Annotated in this window: 18 protein-coding genes and 3 pseudogenes; 7 read left to right on the top strand and 14 right to left on the bottom strand. The window is 63.3% G+C overall.

What is annotated here, in order from left to right:
- Positions 1-6: 6 nt before the first annotated feature.
- On the bottom strand, positions 7-780 hold the full coding sequence (locus tag FFS10_RS00255) for an SDR family oxidoreductase (RefSeq protein WP_137890295.1): 774 nt from the start codon (positions 778-780) through the stop codon (positions 7-9).
- Positions 781-897: 117 nt separating this feature from the next.
- On the opposite strand from FFS10_RS00255, the gene FFS10_RS00250 reads away from it, so the two are divergent.
- Together FFS10_RS00250 and FFS10_RS00245 are read left to right on the top strand one after the other, a co-directional pair.
- A complete protein-coding gene (locus FFS10_RS00250) occupies positions 898-1,806 on the top strand; it encodes an SDR family NAD(P)-dependent oxidoreductase (protein ID WP_249931098.1) in 909 nt (302 codons plus the stop codon).
- A 221-nt stretch (positions 1,807-2,027) separates the two neighbouring features.
- A pseudogene (locus tag FFS10_RS00245) lies at positions 2,028-2,840 on the top strand (reverse transcriptase domain-containing protein); the annotation flags it as partial.
- Between the two features lie 538 nt (positions 2,841-3,378).
- Here FFS10_RS00245 and FFS10_RS00235 read toward each other — a convergent pair.
- The 11 genes and pseudogenes from FFS10_RS00235 to FFS10_RS00185 all read right to left on the bottom strand — a co-directional run bounded on the left by FFS10_RS00235 (position 3,379) and on the right by FFS10_RS00185 (position 15,906).
- Positions 3,379-4,887 (bottom strand): aldehyde dehydrogenase family protein, encoded by a 1,509-nt coding sequence (locus FFS10_RS00235; RefSeq protein ID WP_137890294.1) that lies wholly within the window; start codon positions 4,885-4,887, stop codon positions 3,379-3,381.
- Between the two features lie 62 nt (positions 4,888-4,949).
- Positions 4,950-5,924 (bottom strand): Bug family tripartite tricarboxylate transporter substrate binding protein, encoded by a 975-nt coding sequence (locus tag FFS10_RS00230; protein WP_137890293.1) that lies wholly within the window; start codon positions 5,922-5,924, stop codon positions 4,950-4,952.
- A 30-nt stretch (positions 5,925-5,954) separates the two neighbouring features.
- Positions 5,955-7,778: an NAD(P)-dependent oxidoreductase gene (locus FFS10_RS00225; RefSeq protein ID WP_137890292.1), complete on the bottom strand. Its 1,824-nt coding sequence runs from the start codon at positions 7,776-7,778 to the stop codon at positions 5,955-5,957.
- Between the two features lie 229 nt (positions 7,779-8,007).
- Positions 8,008-8,856 carry an SMP-30/gluconolactonase/LRE family protein gene (locus FFS10_RS00220; RefSeq protein WP_137890291.1) on the bottom strand — a complete coding sequence of 283 codons (849 nt, stop codon included), beginning with the start codon at positions 8,854-8,856 and terminating at the stop codon, positions 8,008-8,010.
- Between the two features lie 80 nt (positions 8,857-8,936).
- Positions 8,937-9,680: an SDR family oxidoreductase gene (locus FFS10_RS00215; protein ID WP_137890611.1), complete on the bottom strand. Its 744-nt coding sequence runs from the start codon at positions 9,678-9,680 to the stop codon at positions 8,937-8,939.
- Positions 9,681-9,889: 209 nt separating this feature from the next.
- Positions 9,890-11,002, bottom strand: a complete 1,113-nt coding sequence (locus FFS10_RS00210; protein WP_137890290.1) for an MmgE/PrpD family protein — start codon at positions 11,000-11,002, stop codon at positions 9,890-9,892.
- A 46-nt stretch (positions 11,003-11,048) separates the two neighbouring features.
- Positions 11,049-11,291: pseudogene (locus tag FFS10_RS23795) on the bottom strand (MmgE/PrpD family protein); the annotation flags it as partial.
- 8 nt (positions 11,292-11,299) lie between these two features.
- A complete protein-coding gene (locus FFS10_RS00200; RefSeq protein WP_349654565.1) occupies positions 11,300-12,061 on the bottom strand; it encodes an SDR family NAD(P)-dependent oxidoreductase in 762 nt (253 codons plus the stop codon).
- A 250-nt stretch (positions 12,062-12,311) separates the two neighbouring features.
- Positions 12,312-13,745: an aldehyde dehydrogenase family protein gene (locus FFS10_RS00195; protein WP_137890287.1), complete on the bottom strand. Its 1,434-nt coding sequence runs from the start codon at positions 13,743-13,745 to the stop codon at positions 12,312-12,314.
- Between the two features lie 10 nt (positions 13,746-13,755).
- Positions 13,756-14,598 carry a sugar phosphate isomerase/epimerase family protein gene (locus FFS10_RS00190; RefSeq protein ID WP_137890285.1) on the bottom strand — a complete coding sequence of 281 codons (843 nt, stop codon included), beginning with the start codon at positions 14,596-14,598 and terminating at the stop codon, positions 13,756-13,758.
- 24 nt (positions 14,599-14,622) lie between these two features.
- Positions 14,623-15,906 carry a CaiB/BaiF CoA transferase family protein gene (locus FFS10_RS00185; RefSeq protein ID WP_137890283.1) on the bottom strand — a complete coding sequence of 428 codons (1,284 nt, stop codon included), beginning with the start codon at positions 15,904-15,906 and terminating at the stop codon, positions 14,623-14,625.
- Between the two features lie 224 nt (positions 15,907-16,130).
- Here FFS10_RS00185 and FFS10_RS23275 point away from each other — a divergent pair.
- The 5 genes and pseudogenes from FFS10_RS23275 to FFS10_RS00160 all read left to right on the top strand — a co-directional run bounded on the left by FFS10_RS23275 (position 16,131) and on the right by FFS10_RS00160 (position 22,602).
- Positions 16,131-16,927: pseudogene (locus tag FFS10_RS23275) on the top strand (oxidoreductase).
- Positions 16,928-17,349: 422 nt separating this feature from the next.
- Positions 17,350-18,318 (top strand): Bug family tripartite tricarboxylate transporter substrate binding protein, encoded by a 969-nt coding sequence (locus FFS10_RS00175; RefSeq protein ID WP_137890281.1) that lies wholly within the window; start codon positions 17,350-17,352, stop codon positions 18,316-18,318.
- A gap of 24 nt (positions 18,319-18,342) precedes the next feature.
- The gene (locus FFS10_RS00170) at positions 18,343-19,413 is read left to right on the top strand and encodes a zinc-dependent alcohol dehydrogenase family protein (protein WP_137890279.1); all 1,071 of its coding nucleotides are present in this window, start codon (positions 18,343-18,345) and stop codon (positions 19,411-19,413) included.
- 81 nt (positions 19,414-19,494) lie between these two features.
- The gene (locus tag FFS10_RS00165) at positions 19,495-20,985 is read left to right on the top strand and encodes an aldehyde dehydrogenase family protein (protein WP_137890277.1); all 1,491 of its coding nucleotides are present in this window, start codon (positions 19,495-19,497) and stop codon (positions 20,983-20,985) included.
- Between the two features lie 222 nt (positions 20,986-21,207).
- Positions 21,208-22,602, top strand: a complete 1,395-nt coding sequence (locus tag FFS10_RS00160; protein WP_137890275.1) for an MmgE/PrpD family protein — start codon at positions 21,208-21,210, stop codon at positions 22,600-22,602.
- Positions 22,603-22,714: 112 nt separating this feature from the next.
- On the opposite strand, the gene FFS10_RS00155 is transcribed toward FFS10_RS00160, so the two are convergent.
- Together FFS10_RS00155 and FFS10_RS00150 are read right to left on the bottom strand one after the other, a co-directional pair.
- Positions 22,715-23,416, bottom strand: coding sequence for an SDR family oxidoreductase (locus FFS10_RS00155; RefSeq protein WP_137890273.1), 702 nt, complete (start codon positions 23,414-23,416; stop codon positions 22,715-22,717).
- A gap of 268 nt (positions 23,417-23,684) precedes the next feature.
- On the bottom strand, positions 23,685-24,575 hold the full coding sequence (locus FFS10_RS00150; RefSeq protein WP_137890271.1) for an NAD(P)-dependent oxidoreductase: 891 nt from the start codon (positions 24,573-24,575) through the stop codon (positions 23,685-23,687).

The following is a 24,575-nucleotide window of genomic DNA, read 5'->3' as shown; positions in this document are numbered from 1 at the left end:
GCCCATTCAGAACAGAGCGCCGATCATTCCCCCCTCGACCGCCACGGTCGACCCGGTGACGAAGCCGGCCTGCATGGAGGCCAGGAAGGCAATGACACCGCACAGCTCCTCCTGGCTGCCCATTCGGCCCAGCGGCGTGAGTTTCTTGCGATAGGCGGCCTGGGCCTCGGTGTACGCCGACGCCCCGGTGCGATGCGACGTGTCTATGAGGGCAGGCGCCACGCAGTTGACCGTGATGCCTTTGGGACCGAGTTCATTGGCCAGCCCCTTCATGTAGGCGGTGACACCCGCGCGGAACACGGTGGACAGAGCGTGGACCGCCATAGGCTGCTTGGCGGAGGCCGAGGTGACGGCGATGATGCGCCCCCACCCTCGATCCAGCATCTGCGGCACCACGCCATTGACGACCTCGATGACGCCCCAAAGCTGGCTGCGGTAGGCCTCGTCCCATCGCGCCTGCTCCGTTTCTTCGAGCGTGTCACGCAGCGGGTTGGGAGGCCGACCGCTGACCAGGACAACGATGTCGGCGCCTCCGTGCTCCCTCAGCTTCTCCGCAAGGCGCTCCACGTCCGCTCGATCGGTCATGCTGCCCGCCACCGTGATCGCCCTGACGCCGTGCCTTTGCTCGATTTCCTGGGCCACGGCGCGCAGCTTCTCCTCGGTGCGAGCGAACAGCACGACGTTTGCACCCTCCGCGGCCAGGGCATGGGCGATGTTCCTGCCCATGCCTCCACTGGAGGCTGTCACGAGCGCCAGCTTTCCTTTGATTCCTAGATCCATACGCTTTCCTCTTAAGTCCTTCCAATGGTTCCAACCAATGAAACTTGTAGCGAGAGACGAAACCAATGATACCATTGCTTCTGTGCCACCGACAACCGACGGATAAGGCCCGTAAGCGTGCTCGCGCTGCGTTGTTCTGACGGAAGCGAGCGCATTTCATCCCTTTTACATGAGCGAGACACGAACATGGATAATTCAACTGATCGCGGTCCTGGCTGGACCGCTTCGAAGAGACTGGACGGCAAAGTCGCGGTCGTCATTGGCGCAGGGCAAAGCCCCGGCGAAGGATTGGGCAACGGCCGGGCCGCCGCCATTCGATTCGCGCGCGAGGGCGCCCGCGTGCTGGCCGTCAACCGCTCCATCGACTCGGCCGAAGAGACGGCCGAGATGATCCGCAAGGAAGGCGGCGAGGCGATTGCCTTCAAGGCGGACATCCAGCGCGAAGCGGACATCATCGCCGCGATCACGGAAGCCAAGCGTCGCTGGGGATCGCTGGATGTCCTGCACAACAACGTGGGCGTGAGTCTCGGCGGTGGCGACGCCGACCTGATGGAGATCACCGAGGAGCGGTTCGACAACATCTACCGCACCAACCTGCGCGGCACCGCCTTCACCTGCAAGCACGCGCTCGCCATCATGCGCGAGCAGCGCTCGGGCTCGATCATCAACGTCGGCTCCGCCGCCGCGGTCGGCCTGTATCCGTACGTCGCCTACAAGGCGACGAAGGCCGGCGTGAACGCGATGACCGAGCAGCTTGCCCTGCAGAACGCGAAGTTCAACATCCGCGTCAACTGCATCATGCCCGGCCTGATCGGCACCCCCATGGCGGTCGAGACCCGCTCGCGCCAGTTCAACAAGTCGCGTGAAGATCTCAACGCCGAGCGCAGCGCCAAGGTGCCCCTGGGACGCCAGGGTACGGGCTGGGACGTTGCGAACCTGGCGCTGTTCCTCGCCTCCGAGGAGTCGAGCTTCATCACCGGCGAGTGCATCCTGGTGGACGGCGGCCGCGTCTTGAATCGCATCTGAGCTCCGCTATGAAGCCCCCCCGCTCCGGGGTTGCCTTCATAGCCATGGCTCAATCGGCATAGGGGCCCCCCAGCAATAGGAGGCGCCCCTGCCACACCACCGGGCATGCGGGCCCGCACCCGGCGGTTCGAGAGTTTGAGGTCATGAGAGCCGGGGTATCCCCATCCGGTCGAAGTAGGCAACGGTCAGCACACTGTTGAGCAACATGGCGCTGTTGCGCCAGGAGTGCGCACGACGCGGTGAAAGCCGCGCGTGCGTACGTCCAGGCGGGCAAGCGCGTGGTTGTAGACGTGGACCTGGCCAAATTCTTTGACCGGGTCAATCACGACATTCTTGTCGACCGGCTCAGGCGGCGCATTCCGGACGAGGCCGTCCTACGGCTCATCCGAGCGTATCTGAACGCCGGGATCATGGACGGGGTGAAGGTGGAACGCCAACAGGGCACGCCGCAAGGCGGTCCGCTGAGCCCGTTGATGGCTAACGTGCTGTTGGACGAAGTGGACAAAGCGTTGGAGGCGCGGGGCTACAGCTTCGCGAGGTATGCCGATGACTGCAATGTCTACGTCAGCAGCATGAAGGCAGGCGAGCGGGTGATGGCGTGGCTCAGGACGCTGTACGGCAAGCTGAAGCTTCAGATCAATGAAGCCAAGAGTGCTGTGGGTAGCGCCTTCGGGCGCAAGTTCCTGGGGTACGCGCTGTGGGTAGCCCAGGGCCGCGAGGTGAAATGCAAGGTGGCCGACAAGGCACTGGCGAACTTCAAAGCCCGGGTCCGGCAACTCACGGGGCGCTCGGGCGGGCGCAGCATGGAGCAAGTGGTGGAACAGCTCAGGCCTTACCTGCTGGGTTGGAAGGCGTACTTCGGACTGGCGCAAACACCACAAGTCTGGCGCAGGCTGGACAAATGGTTGCGCCACCGTCTACGAGCGATTCAGCTCAAACATTGGAAGCGGCCACGGACGATCTACCGGGAACTCAAAGCGCTTGGTGCGGATGATGATGTTGCCAAACGGGTGGCGCTGTATGGCCGCCGCTGGTGCCCGGTCGGAACCTTCATCGCACAGCCGCCGCATCTACGCCGCTTCGCTTTGGTCACAAGAGCTTTGCGGATCGATGCCCGCTCGCCCTGCTCGGCGTCGCCTTCTATGCAGTTTTTGTCCATCGGCTCACGATTTACGCTCCACGCTTCCTCCCCACACTCGGTCACCCTCATGCAGTTGCGCTTCACTTCACTCACTGTGACCAGCTCGTGGCGGGACTTGCACCCGCAGGTTCGCGCCCATGCTGGGCGCACATCGCGGTAGGGACGCCTGTTACCAGGCGTCCCTCCGCACAGATCCCGGCGCGCGATCCACGCATGATGCTCCTGCCTTGGGTGGGCAGCATCGAAGCGCGCGTCTGGCGAAGATGAAGAATGCGGGCCCGAAACAGCCATTCGTCAGCCAGACGGCCAATCTTCGGGCGATCGCGCTGACCGTGGCGCCGAAGCGCTCTGCCCCAAAGGTCGGCGAGGTTGTCCATTGCCCTGAGTCCAGGGCAGCAGGCCCAGAGGCAACGGGACCCGTCGGACCACTCTCACAACCGCATAAGAACAGATTTCGTCTGGGTGTATGCCTCGATCGTCTCCGGCCCCATTTCACGGCCAAAACCGGACTGTTTGTAGCCTCCGATCGACATTACGGGATCGGTTTCCGCATAGGTGTTGATCCAGACGCGGCCCGATTTCAGGGCGCGCGCCACCCTGTGCGCCCGACTGACATCCCGCGTCCAGACGGCCGCGGCCAGGCCGTACTCCGTGTCGTTGCCCTTCAAGATAGCGTCATCCTCGTCCTTGAACGGGATGATCGACAGCACCGGTCCGAAAATCTCCTCCTGGGCAATCCTCATGCCGTTCGACACACGGCAGAAGACGGTAGGCTGGACAAAATAGCCCACGTCGCCAAAGCGCGTGCCTCCCAGCACCAGTTCTGCCCCATCGCGTCGGCCCGCCTCGACATAGGACAGCACCCGCTCCATCTGCCTTTCGGAAATCAAGGGGCCAAGCTGAGTGTCCTGCACCAGCGGCGATCCCATTTTGTAACCAGACGCGATCTTTGCCACCCGCGCAGTGACCTCGTCGTGCAGGCTTTCGTGGACGAAGAGCCGCGTACCTGCGGAGCAGATCTGCCCGGAGTTCCTGCAGAACGCCACCACGGCGGTCTCGATCGCCTTATCCAGGTCTGCGTCGGGGAAAATGATGTTAGGTGACTTGCCGCCAAGCTCCAGCGTCACCTTCTTCATGTTGCCGGCGGCCGCCTGCATGATCTGCCGGCCCACCCCGGTAGAACCTGTGAACGCGATCTTGTCCACGTCCGGATGCTCCGCCATGGCTGCGCCCGCCGTGGCGCCGAATCCCGGAACAATATTCACGACCCCCGGAGGCAGTCCTGCCTCCTGTATCAATTCCCCCAGTCGCAACGTTGTCAGTGGAGACTGCTCGGCCGGCTTCAGAACAGCCGTATTGCCACACGCCAGTGCCGGGGCAAGCTTGGTGGCGGCCATCACGATCGGGACATTCCAGGCATTGATGAGTGCGCACACACCCATCGGCTCGCGCAACATGTAGATGAAGCGGGAGGCGTCGGAGGGATTGGTGGTGCCCTGGATCTTCGTCGCCCAGCCAGCGTAATAGCGAAAGAGCTCCGCTGCCGAGGCGACCCGCCCAATGGTGGAGGCCACGGGCGCACCCATGTCCAGTGACTCGAGCACGGCCAATTCTTCAGCATGCTGCTCGATGGCATCGGCAATCTTCAGCAGGTAGCGCGTGCGCGCATGAGGCGAAATGCCTGCCCATGACGGTGCCTCGAAGGCGCGTCGGGCAGCCGCTACAGCGGCGTCGATGTCGGCACGATCGGCCTCGGCAACCTCCGTCAGCGTTTGCTCGGTCGCGGGGTCGATGGTCTTGAATGTCTTGCCCGAAACGGCATCAACCCACTCGCCGCCAATCAGCAGGCGCTTTGGGCCGCGCCGCAACCATTCCAGTGCCTGGCGATGGCCAGGTGTCATCGCAGCCTCGCTGCCGGGTGCGCTTTGAGAAATTGACATGTGTTGATCCTAGATTGGTTGATGAACTGATTTGTGAGTGCCTGCATCACGACGACCCAGGTCTACTGCTTTTCCACACCAAGCTCAGTCACGAGCTTGTGGTTGTGCGCCACTTCACGCGCCAGGAACTGGTTGAACTGTTCTCCAGTCAAGTCCATCGCTTCCATACCGTCATTGCGGAAGCGCTCCTTCATCTCCTTGCTGGAGACGGCGCTGCGCAGAGCAGCCGATAGGCGCTGCACAACGTCGCTCGGCGTTCCCGCTGGCGCGACGAGACACAGCCAGGTGTAGTAGCTGTAGTTGGATACGCCCTGCTCCGCGATCGTCGGGACATCGGGCAGCGCCGCAACCCGTGCAGCCGATGTCACGCCCAGTACCCTCAACTGCCCCGCCTTGATCTTGGCACTGCTGCTGCCATAAGCCTCCAGGATCATGTCTACGCGCCCGCTCATCACGTCAGGCATCGCGGCGGCATTTCCCTTGTACGGTACGTGCATGACCTTCACGTCGACCTGCCGCAATAAGCGCTCTGCCGCGAAATGCGGCACCGTGCCCACCCCGGCCGACGCATAAGACAGCTTGCCGGGATTGGCCTTTGCGCGCGCAACGAAGTCCGCCATCGTCTTGTCAGGCTGCGTGGGCGCGACCACCATGAGAAACGGGGACCGGCCCATGATCCCAATGCCGGTGAAGTCCTTCAGGAGGTCGTACCCAGGATCCTGGCGCACCGCCATCTGCTGCGCAATCGTACCTGCCGCGGCCAGCAGGGTATAGCCATCTGCGGGTGCCGTCTTGACAGCGCGGATGCCGATCAACCCGTCGCCACCGGCGCGGTTCTCGACAACGACCGATTGCTTCAGGTAGTCGCCCATGTGCTGGGCGACCAGACGCGTGACGACGTCCGTCAAACCTCCGGGCGCCGTGTTCACGATGATGCGCACCGGCCGCGTCGGAAACGGATCCGCCGCGAAGGTGGAATGGGCACCGACCAGCGCCAGCATGGCGGCGCCCAAGTGGCGTAATATCGATTTTTTCATAGAGGCAGTCTCCTGATTTGCTGATGAAAGCTAAGCCGACTTGAACTTGATACCCGACATGGCCTCGTAAAGCCGTGTCATTTCTTCTATGCTTGTGCCCCCTCCGAGCTCGTTGGCACCCGCCTCGAAGAGGCTGCGCGCCGCGTTCGAAATCATCATCGGCGCCCCAGAAGCAATGCCCAGCCCAGCCGCCAGCTTCAAGTCCTTGACCATCAACTGAATCTGGAAATTTGACAGAGCCGCCCCCGACACGAGCACCGACGAGATTTTTTGCAGCGCAGCACTCCAGCCTGAGCCCTTGTTGAGCACCTCGGACATGACCTTCAACTCCAGGCCGTACTTGAATCCGGCCGCGACGCACTCGTAGGTCACAGCCCGGCAGGCTGCGGCGACAGCATTGTTGACAAGTTTGACCACGTGTCCGTTGCCAACCTGGCCGCAATAAACAACGTTCGGGCTGATGGACCGGAGGATGCCTTTCACCTGGGCATAGGCGTGTGGATCGCCCCCGGGCATGATCGCAATCGTTCCCGAAGCGGCGCTCTGCGGAACACCGGTGACCGGTGCATCGACCATGGCGACACCCATCGCCTGCAATTCAACGGCGAGGCGCCGTGTCTCGTCGGGCGCACCACTGGTCTGGTCCACGACGATACTGCCCTCGGACAAGCCTGCCGACAGACCATCCTGCCCGAACAGCGCTTCGCGAACATGCGCCGACGTCGGCAGGCACATCATGATCACGTCACAGGCCCGGGCCAGCGCCGGCAGGCTCGGAGCGACCACCGCGCCCTCGGCCTCGAACTGCTTGGCGACGTCAGGACTGGCATCGTAGACGTGCAGCTTGCGGGATTGCATCAGCCGCCGCGCCAGCGCACCGCCCATGGCGCCCAGTCCGACGTAACCTACCCGTAAACTGTCGAGGTCTCGCGAGACCGGCTGCACGCTCGAGGCATCGACCGTCTCGACAGGCGACGCCAGGCGCGTCGCTGCCATCGATTCGATCAGCCCGATCATGTCCTCCAGACGAGCCTTGTCGCCCAGTGTGTTGGTGCCGATCTGCAGCAGGCCGCGCACGATGCTGGTAACGGGCATGGGCGCACCCACATCCATCCCCAGCATGACTGCCTGATCCACATCCTTGAGCATCAGCGACAGCGCGAAGTTGGTTGACGACTTGCCTTGAGCAATCGCCGGCAGCATCTTTTCCGTCGTCTGGTTGCGTGCTCCTCCCTTATTGAGCACGTCGGTCATGCACTCCAGTGATAGCCCTGCCTTCCTGCCCATTGCGACGAGCTCCAGTGTGCCCAGCCGGCAACCTGCGTTCATAGCGTTATTGACCATCTTCATGGCTTGGCCATCGCCCACCCGCGTGCCGCAACGGTAGACCGTCTGCGTAATGGCCTGCAGGACGGGAAGCGCTCTCTCATACACGTCGTCCGGACCCGCGACCATGAGGATGGCACTGCCTTGTGCAACAACATGGGGGCTGGCGGACACAGCTGCGTCCAGCATCGCCACGCCGCGCTCGGCAAGCTGCACGGCCATCGCCCGAGTCTCACTCGGCACGCCACTGGTCTGGTCGACCACGAGCTGGCCCGCTGAAAGCCCTTCAGCCAATCCACCGGGTCCAAAGATGGCTTGGCGTACATCGGAACTGCGCGGCAGGCACAGCAAGACCACCTCGCTCTGCCTAGCCAATTCCTTCGCCGTCGGCGCAACCCTCGCGCCGAGCTTCCTGAACTCCTCAACGGCTACCGCGTTGATGTCCCAGACGCAGAGTTCGTGCTCTCGCAGAAAACGCCGCGCGAGCTCACTACCCAGAGCGCCCAGTCCAATGTATCCGATCTTCATTTCCGAATCGCCTCCAATACTTCGCTCAAAAAGCCTGGCCTCAAGGACTCAAGCTGGGAATGCATTCCTATGCTCTTGCTTTTCTCCACTTGGTATGCCGGGTCTCGGAAACTGCCGCTCCAGTCACCGCGTCACTTCCATGGCAGGTCTAAATCGCACAGCAATTTCGCAGGTTGAGGCTCAAGTGCGGAGGAGCAAGGCCGCAACCTGGCGCCGAACGCCTTCAGGCTCATGAAGAAGCCGGGCCCGGCACGTCAACCTGGACATTGAACACAGCGCCGTTCCTCTTGCGTGCGATCAGCTCGTCGAGCGTGCCGCGATAGACAGTGCAAAACAGCTGACGCCCGTCCGCTCCCCCCAACGTGCAGGAAACGGCTCGACCGTCGAACGCAATGATGTCCGTGATGGTCCCGCCGTCCAGAACACGAAGGAACTCGCCCGTATTGAAACAGCCGACCCAAATCGCACCAGCGGCGTCGGCGCAGATCCCGTCGGGCTCACGCGTTCCCAGATCGGCAAAGATGCGACGATTGCCGAGTTTTCCTTCTTCGTCGATATCAAAGGCTGTCAGCCGCCCAAGCCAGGTCTCCGCCACGACCAGGGTCTTTCCCTCATTGATGATCACCGATCCGTTCGGGAAGTCCAAACCCGTCGCCGCAACGCTGATCGACCCGTCGCGATCGACCCGATGAAGGTCCGTCAGCGCCCTTGGCTCGCCAGCGTCGTAGTCATAGCCGAAGTTGCCGACATAGATCCGGCCGTGCCGGTCGACGGCAAAGTCGTTGACGTCGCCCGAAGCCATCCCGGAGAGATCGGCGTATTCCGCAATGGAATTGCCAACGATCCTCATCAGCTTGCGGTCCTTGGAGGATACGACGATCAGGGTGCCATCCGGCAAAAAGCCAAGGCCCGACGGCCGATGCGGGACTTCGCAGATCTTCTGCCGACTGCCGTCCGGGTCAAGAGCGTAGACGGTGTGGTCGAAGACATCCGAAACCCAAAGCCGATTCGCGTGCCAACGCGGCGCCTCGAGGAAGATGAAATCCTCGGCGAAAAGCGAAGGATGGTGTTTCGTCATGTGCTCCTCCAGATCGTTTTCAGGCCAAGGCATCATGGCGGCGCGTTCCGGCCGGCTGTCCGAGCGGCCGTGAGTCGGTCTTACCAGCCGCCATCTATCTGGATGTTCTGGCCCGTAATCAGGTCGGACTGCGGGGAGGACAAGAAGACGGCGAGGTTGGCAATATCGACTGCCTCGATCCGCCGTTTGAGGCTTTGGTTCTCGAGGATCCAGTTGTGATATTGCTCGCGGGTATCAGCGCGGTCGCGGAACTCCGCCTCCGAAATCACCGCACCGGGAGAAATGCCGTTCACGTTGACGCCGTGAGCACCAAGTTCGCGCGCCAGGCCCTTGATCAGACCGAACATAGCGCCCTTCGAGGCGATGTAGGGCACGTAACCATCCCAACGGCCGGTGAGCGTCAGCGAAGTCACATTGACAATCTTTCCGTACTTGCGTTCCTTCATAGCCCGGCTGCAGGCGCGTGCCAACACGAAGGCTGCAGACGAATTGATCCGGACCTGATCCTCATATTCCTCGATCGAAAACTGCTCGAAAGGCTTCATGATGACGAGGGCCGCGTTGTTGACAAGGATGTCGATCCCGCCCACTTCGTCCGCCAAGTCGGACACCGATGCTTCGGTAGCCGCCAATTTGTTCAGATCGCAGCCGAAATACCGCACATCCTTGGCTAGCTGGTCCAGCGTGGCCTGAGCGCCCGGGATGCCCGGGCGGTCGAGTGCGATGACTGCGGCGCCTTCTTCGGCAAATCGTGACACCATCGCGCGCCCGATTGTGCCCAAAGCACCCGTGATAAGAACCTTCTTTCCTGATAGCTGAGCCATTGTTGACCTTTCCTTCGATCTCTGTTGCCTTGTCCCGACGTCGACGACGCCAAATACATCTGGATAGTCTCTCGTATCCCCATCGGAAATTATACGCAGGTTCCACCAGATGTCATAGGTTTCACTCACCGAAACCATTTTGGGGCGCGCCGGCACGGAAAATCTATCGAGTGATCCGCGCTTTGAGCCGCTTGAGAGGACGTTGCGCGTTACCGGGCGGAGCGAAGCGGGCAGGTGAGCGCGATCAGTCCGGAAATGTCTGCCGCGCCATCGATGAGGCGGCACTCACGTGCGAGGCGGTCGTACTGCGCTTTGCCGATCGGAGCCACGTCGCCCAGCGGTGCGAGCCTCGATGCCAGCGTGTCGTAGTCCAGCATGAATTCCTGGCCCGTTCCCTCGAGGCAATGGGCTATGCCATCCTTGGTGAAGATCGTCACGCGAGGCGCGAACAGCGGCTGAGTATGGGACGGCACCACGCGCACTCTTGCCATCATTTCGGACAGGCCCGCGGGGTCTGGCTCGCCGATCCGGCGCACGACATCCTTGGTGACAGGAAAGCCGCGGGTGAGAACGGCATGCGCAGCATAGTAATGAGGCCGCTCGCGGCCCGGAGCCAGGTCCGTGCGGCGTGATGGGAACGCTGGGCTAGGGTACTGGGTCTCCAGCCAGTTCACCACGCATTCGATTCGGGCGACGTCTTCCGGTCGGATGTCGTCGCGCTCACAGAGCGCCGCGGTGACATCTACGTGCGCGACGTTGTAACCGGGGGTGGAGTAGACGCGAAACAATGTCTCAAGCAGCCGCCACTGAGCGCCCAGGCCATCGGTGATTCGGCCGAGGTCGGCGAGCAGCTCGCCGGTAAAGCTGTAGGTGAGCCGCCCTTCCCTCGATCCAGCGTACGAGTGGTAGAAGCCTGCAGGTCCTTCCAGAACCGACTCGGCCGAGGGAAGTCCCTGCCGCGCCAGGGCAACGGCCAGCAGCGCATTGCGCACCGCCGCGCCCTCGCGCATGGCGCGCCCGCCGCCGCGGGCGCATTCCAGGTTCCCCGAGGCAAGATTCACACACTGTGCGATCGCGCCGTGGACCTCGTCTGCCGACAGCCCCATGATCTTGGCCGCCGCCACGGCGGCGCCGAAGATGCCGAAGACCGGACCGGCGTGGAAGCCGCGCGCCATCACCGTCGGAACGAAGTCCGACGCCATGCGAAGCATAACTTCGTAGCCCGCCACGACGCCCGTCAGGAACGTTCGGCCCGAGCAGCTCGTCGTTTCGGCGGCCGCCAGCGCCGCCGGCAAGACTGCACACCCCGGATGCGTGACCATGCGAAAGGTGTCCCACTTGCCCCCCGCTGAGCATCATTTCGGCGTTCACGAAAGCTGCACCCGCTCGCGTAAATCGCCGGCCGTCCACCAGGGCTGTGCAACGCCCCCCGGACTCCTCCTCCTCCACCAGCCGGATGGCCAGTCGGGTCTCCGGCTGGTCGTGTCCCATGAGTGCGGACGAAAGACCCTGGAGAAGCACGCCTCGGGCCCGGTCCAGGACCTCGTCAGGCAGTTGCTCGTACGAGAGGCCTGCGACCCAGTTCGACAGCCGGCGACTGATGCTTTCCATTTCCCGCCTCAGGGTAACGATGTCGTGCCGCCGTCGACGGCGACGCTTGCGCCATTGATATAAGAGGCCGGCGCGGAAGCCAGGAACACCGCCGTGGCTGCGACATCCCGCGGAGCCCCGTAGCGTCCCAGCGGGATGCTCGACGCGGCCTCGGCGCGGATTTCCCCGACAGACTTACCGGATGCAGCCGCCTTGACTTCCAGCTGCGCTGAAAGCCGCTGCGTTTCGGTGGCGCCGGGATTGATGACGTTCACGCGGACGCCCTTGGGGCCCCAGGCCTTGGCAAACGCTGCGGAGACCAGCATGAGCGCGGCATTCGCGGCTCCGCCAGCCATGTGCGTCACGCTTGCCACTTTTCCGCCCGTCCCGACGATGTTCACCACCGCGCCTGTGCCGCGGGCCGCCATGCGCGGCACGACGGCGTCCATGGCGTGGACATACGGCAGGTATTTGTCCTGCATCGCCGCGAGCCAGCGCTCAGAGTCGGTGCTGTCGGGGGTGTGATGCCGCGCGGCTCCCGCCGAGTTGATCAAGACGCCGATCGGCCCCACTGCGGCCTCGATGCGTCCCACGGCCGCATTCAGCGAGGTGGCGTCGCGCAAATCCACGCACTCGGCGTGAGCCTGGATGCCTTCGGACTGGAGCGAGTCAACGGCCGCTGCCAGAGTCACCGGATTTCGTGCGGCGATCGCGACGCGTGCTCCCTCGCGCGCGAAGGCGCGCGCGCATTCGAAGCCAATTCCCTTGCTACCGCCCGTGATGAGGACCACGGTTCCTCGTAGTTGGAGATCCACGCGTCTTGCGTTCCTGGCGGTTTATCTGAAATATGAGTGCGCCGGAGCGCTGCTGGGTGACTGCCGCAGATTTCGTGCAAGGCACTCGAGAATTCCAGCTTTGGCTGTCCGCGCCATATACGGTCTCCCCGGCATACAGGTCATCCGAGGTCTGGATCGAAAGGGTCCGCCCGGCGTTGTCATGCGCTGCCGGGCAGGACGGTGCGAGTGGCTTACACCCGTTCGATCAGGTAGCCGCCGATTCGCTGAAGCCCATCATCGCCTTGACCTCGAGGTACTCCTCGAGGCCGAAAACACCCATTTCGCGGCCGTTGCCCGACTGCTTGTAGCCGCCCATCGGGGCCGCGGTGTTGCTGGGCGCGCCGTTCAGGAACACGCGCCCGGCCCGGAGCTGGGCGGCGACGGCGTAGCCCCGCTGCGGGTCACGCGTGAACACGTACCCGCCCAGGCCGTAGACCGTCCCGTTCGCGATCTCGATCGCCTCGGCTTCGGTGGCATACGTCATGACAGCGAGGACGGGGCCGAAGATTTCCTCCTGCGCGATCGTCATGGCCGGACTCACGTCCGAAAAGACCGTTGGCTTGACGTAGTAGCCTTGCTCGAGCCCGTTCGGACGCCCCACACCCCCGCAGACCAGTTTGGCGCCTTCGTCGATGCCGATCTGGACGTACTTCTGAACCCTTTCGAATTGAGCCTTGTTCACCACGGGGCCCATCGTGGTCGAGGGATCCTGCGGGTCACCCACTCGGACCTTCGCCACTTCCTGCTGCAGGAGGCGAAGCAGCTCGTCCCGCTGCTCCTTGTGCACCAGAATACGCGTCGGGGCGTGGCATGACTGACCGGTGTTCGTGAACGCCCGCACGACATTCCATCGTGCAGCGGCTTCCAGGTCGGCATCGGGCAGAACGATGTTGGCGGACTTCCCACCCAGCTCCTGGGCAACACGCTTGACAGAGGGCGCGGCAGCCTCCGCCACCAGGATGCCAGCACGCGTCGAGCCCGTAAAGGTAACGAGGTCGATGTCGGGGTGCTTGCAGATCGCATTGCCGACGGTCGGACCATCCCCGACAACCAGGTTGAAAACGCCAGCCGGAACGCCCGCCTCGTGCAGGATCTCGGCCATCACGATCGCGGTGATCGGCGTGAACTCGCTGGGCTTGACGATCGAGGTGCAGCCCGCGGCGATCGCCATGGACAGCTTGGTCGCAATCAGCTGGGCAGGCCAGTTCCAGGCGGTGATCAGGCCGCAAACGCCGATCGGTTCGCGACGAATGATGTTGACACCCTCGCGGGTCTCGAATTCGTAGTCCTTCAGGGTTGCGATGGCCTGCTTGAACGAGTCCATCGCCGCCCCGGTCATGCCGCGATTGCTCCTCGGCGCGCCCAGCTCGGCTGTGATGGCGTCGGCGACATCGGCTTCACGCGCCGAAAAGGCCGCCACGATCGCTTGCAGCAAGTCGATCCGCTCTTCCTTCGTCGTTCGGCTGAAGGAATTGAACGCCCTTCGCGCCGCCTTCGCCGCGCGGTCCACATCCTCAGTGCCCGCGAGGGCGACAGTGGCGAACACCTTCTCTGTCGCAGGATTGATCAGCTCGAACGGCCTGGACGTGATGGGCTCTACCCATTGGCCGTCGATGTAGCACTTCCCGTAATTCTTCATGCCTATCTCCTTAAACTTGTGAAACGATGGCCCACCCGAGCTCTTCGAGCCTGCGCGCACTGAGCTCCAGGGCCTCATCTGGGTCATTCGCAATGATCTCCAGGATGGGCCTGCGCTTGAACCCGATTTCCCGTAGGGTGGCCGGGATGGGCGCGAAGTCAACCGTGCCCAGCCCGACCGCGTCATGGCGGTACAGCGTCTGGTTCGTGTCCGAAACGTGGACGACGCGAAGACGCGGCGCGCACAGCTTCAGAGACGCGCAGACGTCTTCCTTGACAAAGTGTCCGTTGGCCACGTCGTAAACAACCCCGATCCGCTCGTCCCCGTACTGCTCGATGGCCACCAGCAGCTCCACGATACCAGGCAGGAAGGCGAAGGGCATGTTCTCGACAAAGATGGCCGTGCCGACGTCGTCGGCCAGCGGAACCAGCTGGCTGAGGGCCTGGTGGAAGTATTCCACGAGCGGCGCCTTAGGCATGGGGAACAAGGGGTTCGCCTTCCCGGGCCCGATCACCACGCCCTCGGCCCCGATGTCCCCGGCGAGCTCGACGACCTGGCGCAGGATGCCCATGGTCATTTCGCGCATCTCGGTCGTGGCCGCCGCGATGTTCAGGTCGATGTTCGGCATGTTGAGCGTTGTCACGCTCAACCCATTGCCGACCAGGTAGTCTTTGAGCTCGCGCCGTGCGCGCTTGTCCGTATGCGCCGGCCACAGATGTCCCGGGTACATCATCAGCTCGAACTCGCGGAATCCGCGTTGTGCAAGACGCTCTACGCAGTCCCGTACCGGGTACTGAAGGGTATACGAATAGGTATTCGCTGCGAAGTGAGATTCGGATAAGTTGGATGTCATGTGACCGCGCGGCAGCAATGGGGATTAGTCGAGGGTGGCAGCTGCGCCATTCTGCGCCTTGTCTTCCGCGGCCGCTTGCGGATGAGTGGGACCGAAGGCTCCCGACCGTTCCAAGCGGGCGATGTCGCTCGGCGTGAAGCCCAGGTGCTCGGAAAGCACGCTGTCGCGATGTTCGCCCAGCCTCGGGATGCGCGGCGTGTGCTCCGGCTTCTCGAACCAGGCCGTATTGGCCGGAAGGGTGAATCTTCCCCCGATGCCGTCGTCAACCTCCCACAGAGCACCACGCTCTCGGAGGTAGCTGTCCTTGATCACTTCCTTCATTCCGAGAATGGCGGCCACGGGAACATCCACCTCCACCAGCTTCCGGGTGATCTCTTCTCGCGTGTGCGCGCGCGTGAAGGCCTCGGTCATGGCATGCACTTCTTGCTGCCGTTTCGCCCGCTCCACGTACGTGGCATAGCGCGGATCCGTGCCGAGTTCGGGTTGACCCATTGCCACGCAGAACCGGCGCCAGAAGTCATCCCGGTTGACGCCGATGTTGACCGCTCCGTCCGAAGCCGGGAAAGCGCCGTAGGGAATCCCGTGGAAGTTGTTCGACCCTGAAAATTCGGACACCGCCTCATCTTCGACCTGTGCTCGACCCATGGCCACCGATACCATGGGCAGCATGCATTCGACCAAGCCGAGATCGATCAGCTTGCCGATGCCATGCCGCTCCTGGTTGCGCAGGGCCAAAAGGATGGCTGCATGCGCGGAGACCGCAGCCGTGATGTCGCCGAGCGCGAAGCCGCACCACACGGGGTTGCCCGAGTGATCGCGCGTGAGGCCCGTCGCACCCGACATCGCCTCAGCGACGATGGCCAAGCCGGCCCGTCCGGCCGATTCGCCGGCGTTCTCCATCCCAAAACCGGAGATGCTGGCGATCACCAGGCGGGGATAACGTTTGTGCAGGTCCTTGGGGTTAAGCCCCAGCCGCTCCAATGCGGAGGCGCGCATGTTCGTCACGAACACATCGGCCGTCTCGAGGAGCTTGGTCATGGTGGCTGCGCCCTCGGGATTCTTGAGGTCGAGCACGACGCTTTGTTTGTCGCGGTTCAACGAGGCGTAGTAGGCCGTGACCTCGCCCGAGTCGGTGTGCCGGGCTGGCAGTCGATGACGGGTCAATTCTCCGCCGGGCGGCTCAATCTTGATTACCGTGGCGCCCTCGTCCGCGAGCATCTGGCAGCAGTAGGGGCCGGCAATCAGGTGCGAGAGTTCAACGACTTTTACGCCCGACAGGGGCATCTGCCTTTGGCTTCTGCTTTGCATTTCTCAACTTCGTAAAGGGAGGATATGGACGATTCTCCCGAAGGGCGTGCAAGACGTCGAGTCGCATTTTTTGGGGTGCACGGTAAGCTATGCTGACCATGGAAAATCTGAGGCTGATGCCTCCGAGCAGGGTTAGGGCTACGCTTACTCTGTCGTTGGGAAAAGCGACTAGACACTCGCGGACTCGCGCTCGCAAACTGTCCGCGAATGCGTGGCGACGCCAAGTGAGCCAACTGTTCTCACCCTTCGACCTGGGCGGTCTGCCGCTGAAGAACCGCGTCGTGATCGCGCCGATGTGCCAATACTCGACCGAGCACAGCAACGCCGGCGGCTGGCACCGGATCCACCTCGGCCACCAGGTTTTGTCCGACGCCGGCCTCATGATCCTCGAGGCGACGGCGGTGGAACCACAGGGCCGCATCAGGCCGGCCGACCTTGGGCTGTAGTCCGACGAGAACGCGCGGGCGCTGCAGCAGGTCCTGGACAGCGGGGGCAGGCATTCGTCGATGCTGTTCGCCATCCAGCTCTCCCACGCCGGCCGCAAGGCCTCCAGCTGCGTGCCCTGGGAGGGCGGGAAGTTGGTCCCGCCCGAAGGAGGCGGCTGGCGGCCGGTCGAGCCTTCGGCCATCCCGCATCTGCGGCCGATCCTGCACCCGCAGCACTCGACCGCGCCGGCATCCTTCGATTGCGGCAGTCCTTCGTGGGCGCCGCACGTTGGGCGTAGCAGATCCCGCTGCGCCCAGACCACAAGGTCGGCCTGGTCGAACAGGTCCGCCACGCGACCGGGCTGCGGACCCTGGCCGTGGGCCTGATCACCGAGCCGGAGCAGGCGGACGAGATCACCGCCAGCAGCCGTGCCGACCTCGTCACCATGGCGCGCGCGTTCCTGTTCAACCCGCGCTGACCTTGGCATGCCGCCGCGAAGCTGGGGGCGCAGGTGGAGGTCCCGCCGCAGTACTGGCACTCCCAGCCGTGTGACCTGCCGGCAATGTTCGGGAACACGCAGTTCGGTCAGCGCTGACCGCGCGGCGCCTCGCGAACGAACCTGGAAGTGATGCTGCTGACGTTCGCGCTCGCGCTGCAAAGCATCGAGCTGACGCAGCCAATCGTTCAGACGCTCTCGGTAGGCTGCGCCGTAACTTCCACTAACCGTCCCCCAGGGCAGCAGTCAGAACAGAGGGCTGGGGGTCCCGACAGAAAACCTTGATGCGCGTCCGCTGGTCGTCAAGCAGTGCATGTCGCCTGAGCATGGCTGTCAACCTGCCGCAATCGCCATGGGGGTGGAGACTTTGGGTTTTTCTGATGACAGTCCAAAGTCCCAAGCAAGGTCAGGACAACTTACCGTCTGCCCTAGAAAATTCAACTGGACTCCACACCTACGTTACACAAGAATTTGCCTAGTTGCACAACAGTGCTACGTCTAACCAATCCAAGGAGACCCGAATGAACAAAGCACTAATTCTGTCGGCAGCGCTCATCGCTGCGGTCGCAACGGGGGTTCACGGGCAAACCTTTCCAGACAGGCCGGTCAAGTTCATTTTGCCTTTCCCGACCGGCACGGGGCCGGACACCGTGATGCGACTCGTTGGAGAACGATTGACGCGTATTTGGGGTCAGCAGGTCGTTGTCGAGAACAAGCCGGGTGGCAACGGCTGGATCGCGATGGACGCCGCCAAGCGCGCTCCGGCGGACGGATACACCCTGCTGCAGGTCGATGCGAGCCAGATGTCGGCGCATCCGCATCTGTTCAAGAAGATGCCCATCGATCCCGTCAAGGACTTCGATCCCGTGGCGCCCATGTACCGCACCCACTACTACGTCACGGTGGCCGCGGACTCGAAGTGGAAAACCGTCGGCGACCTCATCGCCGAAGCGAAGGCGAAGCCCGGGGCGGTGACTTACGGATCGTCCGGCATGGGTGGCAACATCCACCTCGGCGGCGCCATGATGGAGAAGGCGACGGGCACGAAGATGCACCACGTGCCCTACAAGGAGACGACGCAGATCTACATGGCAATCGCCAGCGGCGACATCCAGTGGGCAGTGGGAACGGCGTCCACCACCCAGCCCCTGCTCAAGGCCGGGAAGCTCAAGTATCTCGCCGTCACGGGTCCGCAGCGCACGTCCATCTTGCCGGAAATTCCCACGATGGCCGAATCGCAGGGGCCGGCGAACTACGAGCTGCAGACCTGGGTGGGCCTCTATGTCCCGCGGGGTACGCCAAAGGCCATCGTCGATCGTCTCAATGCGGACGTCACGCGCGTCATCCGGGAGCCGGAGATCCGCGCCCGGCTGGCCGCTGTCGGTTTCGAGGGTCTGGCCCAGACGCCCGAAGAGTTCCAGAAGATGATGAGTGCGGACTCGATGAAGTTCGGGACCCTTATCAAGGAAATGAACATCACGCTCGATTGATCCGGGCGCTCGAGGGAATACAGCATGCGGGGTGTCGTCTTCACGGGGCAGCGCCAGCTCGAGTTGATGGAATTCGCCGATCCCGCGCCCGACGACGACGGCGTGGTGATCGAGATGAAGGCCTCGGGCTTCTGCGGCAGCGACCTGCATCACTACCGCGCAGAGCGCGGCGCCGCCCTCATCGGCAAGAGCGCGGCCTATCTCGCCGAACGCGGGCTGAAGATCGGGGATCCGGTCGTCGCGGGGCATGAGCCCTGCGGGGTCGTCGCGGAGGTCGGAAAAGCGGTGGACCCACAATCGTTCCGCAAGGGCGATCGCGTCATGGTGTACCACTATGACGGCTGCCGCTACTGTGATTCCTGCCGCACCGGCTGGGTCCAGATGTGCGAGCGCGGCTCGACCGTTTATGGCCAGAGCGCGCATGGGAGCCATGCGCGTTACATGATGGTTCCTGCCCGTGCCCTCATTCACCTGCCGCTGGATGTCAGCTTCACGGCCGGCGCCGCGATCTCCTGCGGCACGGGCACGGCGTTCGCGGCACTCGAGCGGCTCGAACTGAGCGCGCGGGACACGCTGGCCGTCTTCGGGCTCGGACCGGTCGGCCTGTCGGCCGTGCAGCTCGCCGCCGCGATGGGCGTGCGGTGCTTCGCGGTCGACATTTCCCAGGAGCGGGTCCAGCAAGCTCGCGAGTTCGGCGCGGCGGACGCGGTGAACTCGAGCACCGCCGACCCGGTCGAGTTCATCATGGCCTGGACAGGGGGAAAGGGCGCATCGGTTGCCCTCGATTGCGCGGGGATCGCCGTGGCCCGCCAGGCGGCGGTCCGCTGCACCTCGAATTGGGGCCGGATCGCCTTTGTCGGTGTCGGCGGCAACGTGACCCTCGACGCCTGGTCGGACCTGATGGCCAAGCAAAGGACGGTCTTTGGCCATTGGACTTTTTCTAATGTTGGAATGGCGAGGTGCGTGCGGTTCGTTGCGGACCATGGCGTCGATATCGACAAGCAGTTCAGCGACCGCTGGTCGCTCGACGACGCCGAGATCGCATATCAGAAATTCGACAAGCAGACGGCGGGAAAGGCCGTATTCGAGTTCTGACCGGTAGCACCTGCAACAAGGTGCGGCCGATCAGGCTGGCGGCAAGCGGCGGAATCCGTCGCGCAGTTGAGGAGACACAAGTTGAATTCGCCCTGGGCCACTACCGCTGCGAACTTCCTGGCGGACCCGAACAAGCAGCTCTTCATCGACGGGAAATGGGTTCCGTCGGCGACCGGGGAGCGCATCGAGACATTCAACCCATCGACAGGCCAGCTGCTGGCCACGCTGGCGCGCGGCCAGAAGGCCGATGTCGATGCAGCAGTGGCGTCGTCGCGTCGGGCCTTCCAGGGCCATTGGAGCAGCTTCACGCCGGCGCAGCGCCAACAGCTGATCATGCAGTTTGCCGAGCTCTTCGAGAAGAACTTCGAAGAGCTGACGCTTCTTGAGTCGCTGGACATGGGCGCGCCTTTGATGACTCGCTTGCGTCCGGCCAAGAACACAGCCTTGCAGACGATCCTGTACTACGCGGCGCAGGCTCGCAACATCGGGGGCGAGACCGTCAGCAATTCGCTGCCGGGGAAAGTGACATCGATGACCCTGAAGGCCCCCGTGGGCGTGGTCGGCGGGATCATCCCCTGGAATGGCCCCCTGTTCAGCCAGATGCACATTCTCGGTCCGGTGCTCGCCACCGGGTGCACCGCCGTGATCAAGCCTTCCGAGGAAGCGTCTCTGGCAATCTTGCGCACGGCCGAATTGCTCGTGGAGGCAGGTCTTCCGCCTGGGGTCGTGAACGTGGTCACCGGGTTTGGCTCCGAAGCCGGGGCCGCGCTCGCGGCGCATCCGGACGTAAATCGAGTCGCTTTCACCGGCTCCACGGGAACCGGCCGCGAGATCATCAAGGCGTCAGCGGGCAACATGAAGCGCCTGCAGCTCGAGCTCGGGGGCAAGTCGCCCGACATCGTCTTCGCGGACGCTGACCTGGACAAGGCCGTTCCGGGCGTTGCCATGGGCGTGTTCAGCAACAGCGGTCAAATCTGCTTTGCCGGGACACGCATCTTTGTCGAGCGCAAAATACAGGCAGAGTTCGTGGAGCGCCTGGGTGCCTACAGCAGGACGTTGAAGGTGGGAGACCCGCTCGCTCCCGACACGAACCTCGGGCCGCTCATTTCGCGTCGACAACTTGATCGTGTGCTGAGTTACCTGGACATCGGCAGGCAGGAGGGTGGCGAGCTCGTTGCGGGCGGCAGGCGCCTGGGTGGCGATCTGGCCGGCGGCTACTACCTCGAGCCGACCATCTTCAGCAACGTGTCCAACACGATGACCATCGCGCGCGAGGAGATCTTCGGGCCCGTGGCCTCGGTGATTCCCTTCGACACCGTGGAAGATGCGTTGGCCTTGGCGAACGCCACTGAATACGGGCTGGCCAGCGGCGTGTGGACGACCAATATCGACACCGCGCTGAAGCTGGCGCACGGCATCGAGGCCGGCACCGTCTGGGTGAATTGCTACGGCCTCGTCGATCCCGCGGTGGGATTCGGCGGCTACAAGGAAAGCGGCTACGGCTGGAAGGGCGGCCAGGCGCAGATCGACGGCTATCTGTACCAGAAGGCGGTGTACATCAACGTCGGCTAAGCTGGAGTTCGCTTCCGGTCCAGAAGGTCTCCGCAGGCGCCTCGCCGGTGGCTACGGAGCTGGAGCAGGTGGTCCGTGAGCTGATCTCCGCGGGGTGTGGAAGGGCATCCGCTCGGTCAACGGCTAGAGAGGGTGAGATGAAGTTACCCTGCGTTTAGAAAACACGACGCGACACGGCGCGCTCGCACGATCACACTGCCCCAACATCCCTTTATTCCGGAAATGCCTACCTCCACCGACCTGTGCCACCATATCGCCGACTTCATCGTCAACACGCGCTACGACAAGCTCCCGCAGGACGCCGTGGAGGGTGCGAAGAAGAGCATTCTTGATACGCTTGGAGTGATCCTGGCGGCCGGCGGCATGGAGCCGGCCGTGCGCGGCATCGTCGAATTCGCGAAGGAAAGCGGTGGCCGCCCGGAAAGTTCGGTGCTGGGATTCGGCGGGCGAGTGCCGGCTGTCATGGCGGCCTTCGTTAACGGCGCGATGGCCCATTGCCTCGATTACGACGACCAGACGCCCTGGGGGCAGCATTCCGCCAGTTCGCTGATCCCCGCCGTCTTCGCAGTGGCCGAGAGAGTTGCCGCAGAGAACGGTGCTGTTTCCGGCAAGGACATGATCGCCGCCGTGGCCGCAGGGCAAGACCTGTTCAACCGGTTCCGGCGTTTCGTGGATTGGCGCAAGGACTGGAACTTCTCCACGGTCATGGGGGTGTACTGCGCGACGGCCGCATCGGGCCTGCTTTTGGGCCTGTCGCGTGAGCAGGTCACACACGCCCTGGGCATCGCAAGCATGCAGTCCTGCGGCACGGCCGCTGTGCTCAACGCCGTCGGAAGCGACCTGCGAGCCATGTATGCGGGATTCCCGGCGCGGGGTGCGGTGACGGCGGCCCTGCTCGCGCAAAAAGGAATCACGGGTGTGCCGACGATCTTCGAGGGCAAGTTCGGCGTCTTCGACATGTACTTCGGCAACAAGTACGACCGCAAAAGCATTCTGGACGGCCTCGGCACGGACTACACAGGCGGCTTGACGCTGTACAAGCGATGGCCGGCAGTGGGAACCGCGCACAGCCACATCCACGCCACGATCAGCCTCATGAACGAGCGCGGTCTCGATGCAGCCGACATCGACGAAATCAGGGTGTTCGTCGGCGACTACCATCGACTCATGAGCGAGCCGCTGGAGGCGCGCCGCTCGCCCACGACCCTGGTCGACGCCAAGTTCAGCCTTCCCTTTCTCGTCGCCGTCGCCGCTGTCCGCCGCGACATGAGCCTCGATGACTTTACGCAAGCGGCCTTGAAGGATCCGGAGGTTCTGGCGGTCGCCCGCAAGGTCCTGCCTGTCGATGATGCCACGCTGGACTGGAAGCTCGAGCTCCCGCCTGGCCGGGTCGAGATCGTGATGCGCGACGGCCGCAGGTTTGAGCGAGTCGGCACCGACGTTCCAGGCAGCGTCGAGGCGCCGATGGATTGGGACGACATCGTTCGCAAGTTCAGCAATTGCGCGTCCTTTGCGCCCGCTCGGCGATCTGCCGAGCAGCTCAGCGCCGTCCATCAGATGGTGCGAACGCTCGAGCAGGTGAAAGACGCGACGGAGGTGTTGCGGGCGCTGTCCTGAAGCGAGGCCAAGCGAAGGAGTGACCAATCAGGCGACGAGAATTCCTGTCTGGCGAGCGCTGGTGGCCTGGTTGTTGCGTCTGATCGTGCGCATGCCGATCAACCACGTTGCGTCAGACTAGACCGCCGTTAGGCTGCACGATCTGGCCATGAATCCACGAAGCTTTTTCAGAGGCGAGGAATGCCACGACTTCAGCGATTTCCTCTGGGGTGCCAACCCGATTGAAGGGGCTCATCTCGGCCGAACGCTGAATCGCAGCCGATGACTTACCACTGCGGAACAGATCGGTGTCTATGGGTCCGGGCGCAATGGCGTTCACTCGGACGTTGCGTCCCGCAAGTTCGCGGGCCAAGGCGCGCACCAGGCTCTCCACCCCAGCCTTGGTGGCCACATAAGGGCCGAAGTTGGGTGCGGCATGCCGTACGAGCGAAGTACTCACTGCGATGATCGAGCCGCCATCCTGCACCTGACGCGCGGCCTCTGCCAGCACGTTGAAGGCGCCGACCAGGTTGACCTCGACAAGGCGCCGGAAATCCTCCGGCGGAAAGCTGGCGAGCGGATTCGGCGGGACGTTGATGCCGGCATTCGCGACGACTACGTGCGGTGCCTGGCCGAAATCTCGCTTGACGTTCACGAAGAACTTCGCCACAGCTTCTGCGTCTTCGACATTGACGCGGTACGCGGCAGACGAGCCGGAAGGCGCCTCCGAGACATATGTGAAGGCCACGTCAAAGCCGTCGCGTGTCAGGGCTGCGACGCTGGCAGCCCCGATGCCGCGGGAGCCACCGAAGACGAGCGCGAGCTTTCTATCCATGTCATCAATCCTTGTGTTCCGTGAAAGAGGCCCCGCCTGCCGCGATGCTCACAAGGTGTCCTCGTGATCGCTGGCACGAGACGTGATGACAAGGAACACCAAGCCAATAGTACCAGCGTTCGAGAAGCCATTGCACACGACGGTCGGCAATTCGGAGATGCTGCCGCTGCGCTCGCACGGCCAGTAGAAGCTGCCCGCCTGCACGCTGCGGGCGCACAACCACATGCCGGCGCCGGTCGGCAGTACCTTCAGCCGGTAAGCTCCGATGTTATGCCGTGGCGTTGGGGCAGACATCTCCGTCAGCGAACCGGATGCCTGCCGCGGACTCGACGACACGCACGGTGTCGTCCAAAGTGGCGATTGGGCCCAGCTGCGTCGCCAACGAGTCGCAGATGTCCGTGACGAGATTCGCGATCAGCATCGGCGCACCGACTCGCGCCCCAAGCTTCGACGCCATTCTCAGTTCTCGCAAGACGTCGGCGAGCGCAAGGTCCGAGCTCCGACCACCCTTGCTGAGGAGGGGCAGGACTCGCTCGGAAGCACTGTTTTGCCCGGAACTCCTGTTGAGCACGGTGGCCATGTCCGCAATGGAAAGCCCGTTTTTCCAGCCCACCGCGGCACACTCGTAGGTGATCATTCGATTGCAGGCGGCGATGGCTGCGATCACCAAGCGGGCGGCATGGCCAGTGCCCGACTCACCGAAATGGATGACCTTAGGGCAAATGGCCTCCAGAACGGGGCGCACGGCCTCGACCGCCTCGGTGGGGCCACCACACATGATTGCCGAGGTGTCGGGCAACATTTCCACCAGTTCGCAGTGGATGGGTGCATCCACCAGCGTGACGCCGTGGCCCTGCAACTCTGCAGCGAGAGCGCGCGTTTGCTCCGGGTCACCGCAGGTTTGGTCGATCACGATCTTTCCTGCAGACAGGCCTTCGGCCAACGCACCCGCCGAGATCACGGCTTGCCGGACGTCATTCGGCGCCCCCGCACCGATGATGACCACGTCCGACATGCTGGACAGATGCGCGAAGCTTGCTGCCGGAATGGCATCCGCCCCATACCCTTCACTGCCAAGGACGTAGACCTGATGGGCCTTCGACAGCCGGCGGACGACCGCCTTCGTGAGCGGGCCAGACCCCAGATATCCGACGTTCAT

Origin of the sequence: Ramlibacter sp. 2FC (assembly GCF_005503345.1) — a bacterium.
Classification (GTDB): domain Bacteria; phylum Pseudomonadota; class Gammaproteobacteria; order Burkholderiales; family Burkholderiaceae_C; genus SCMQ01.
The sequence above is the reverse complement of the archived record's forward strand: the minus strand, read 5'-3'. Positions and strand labels throughout refer to the sequence as shown.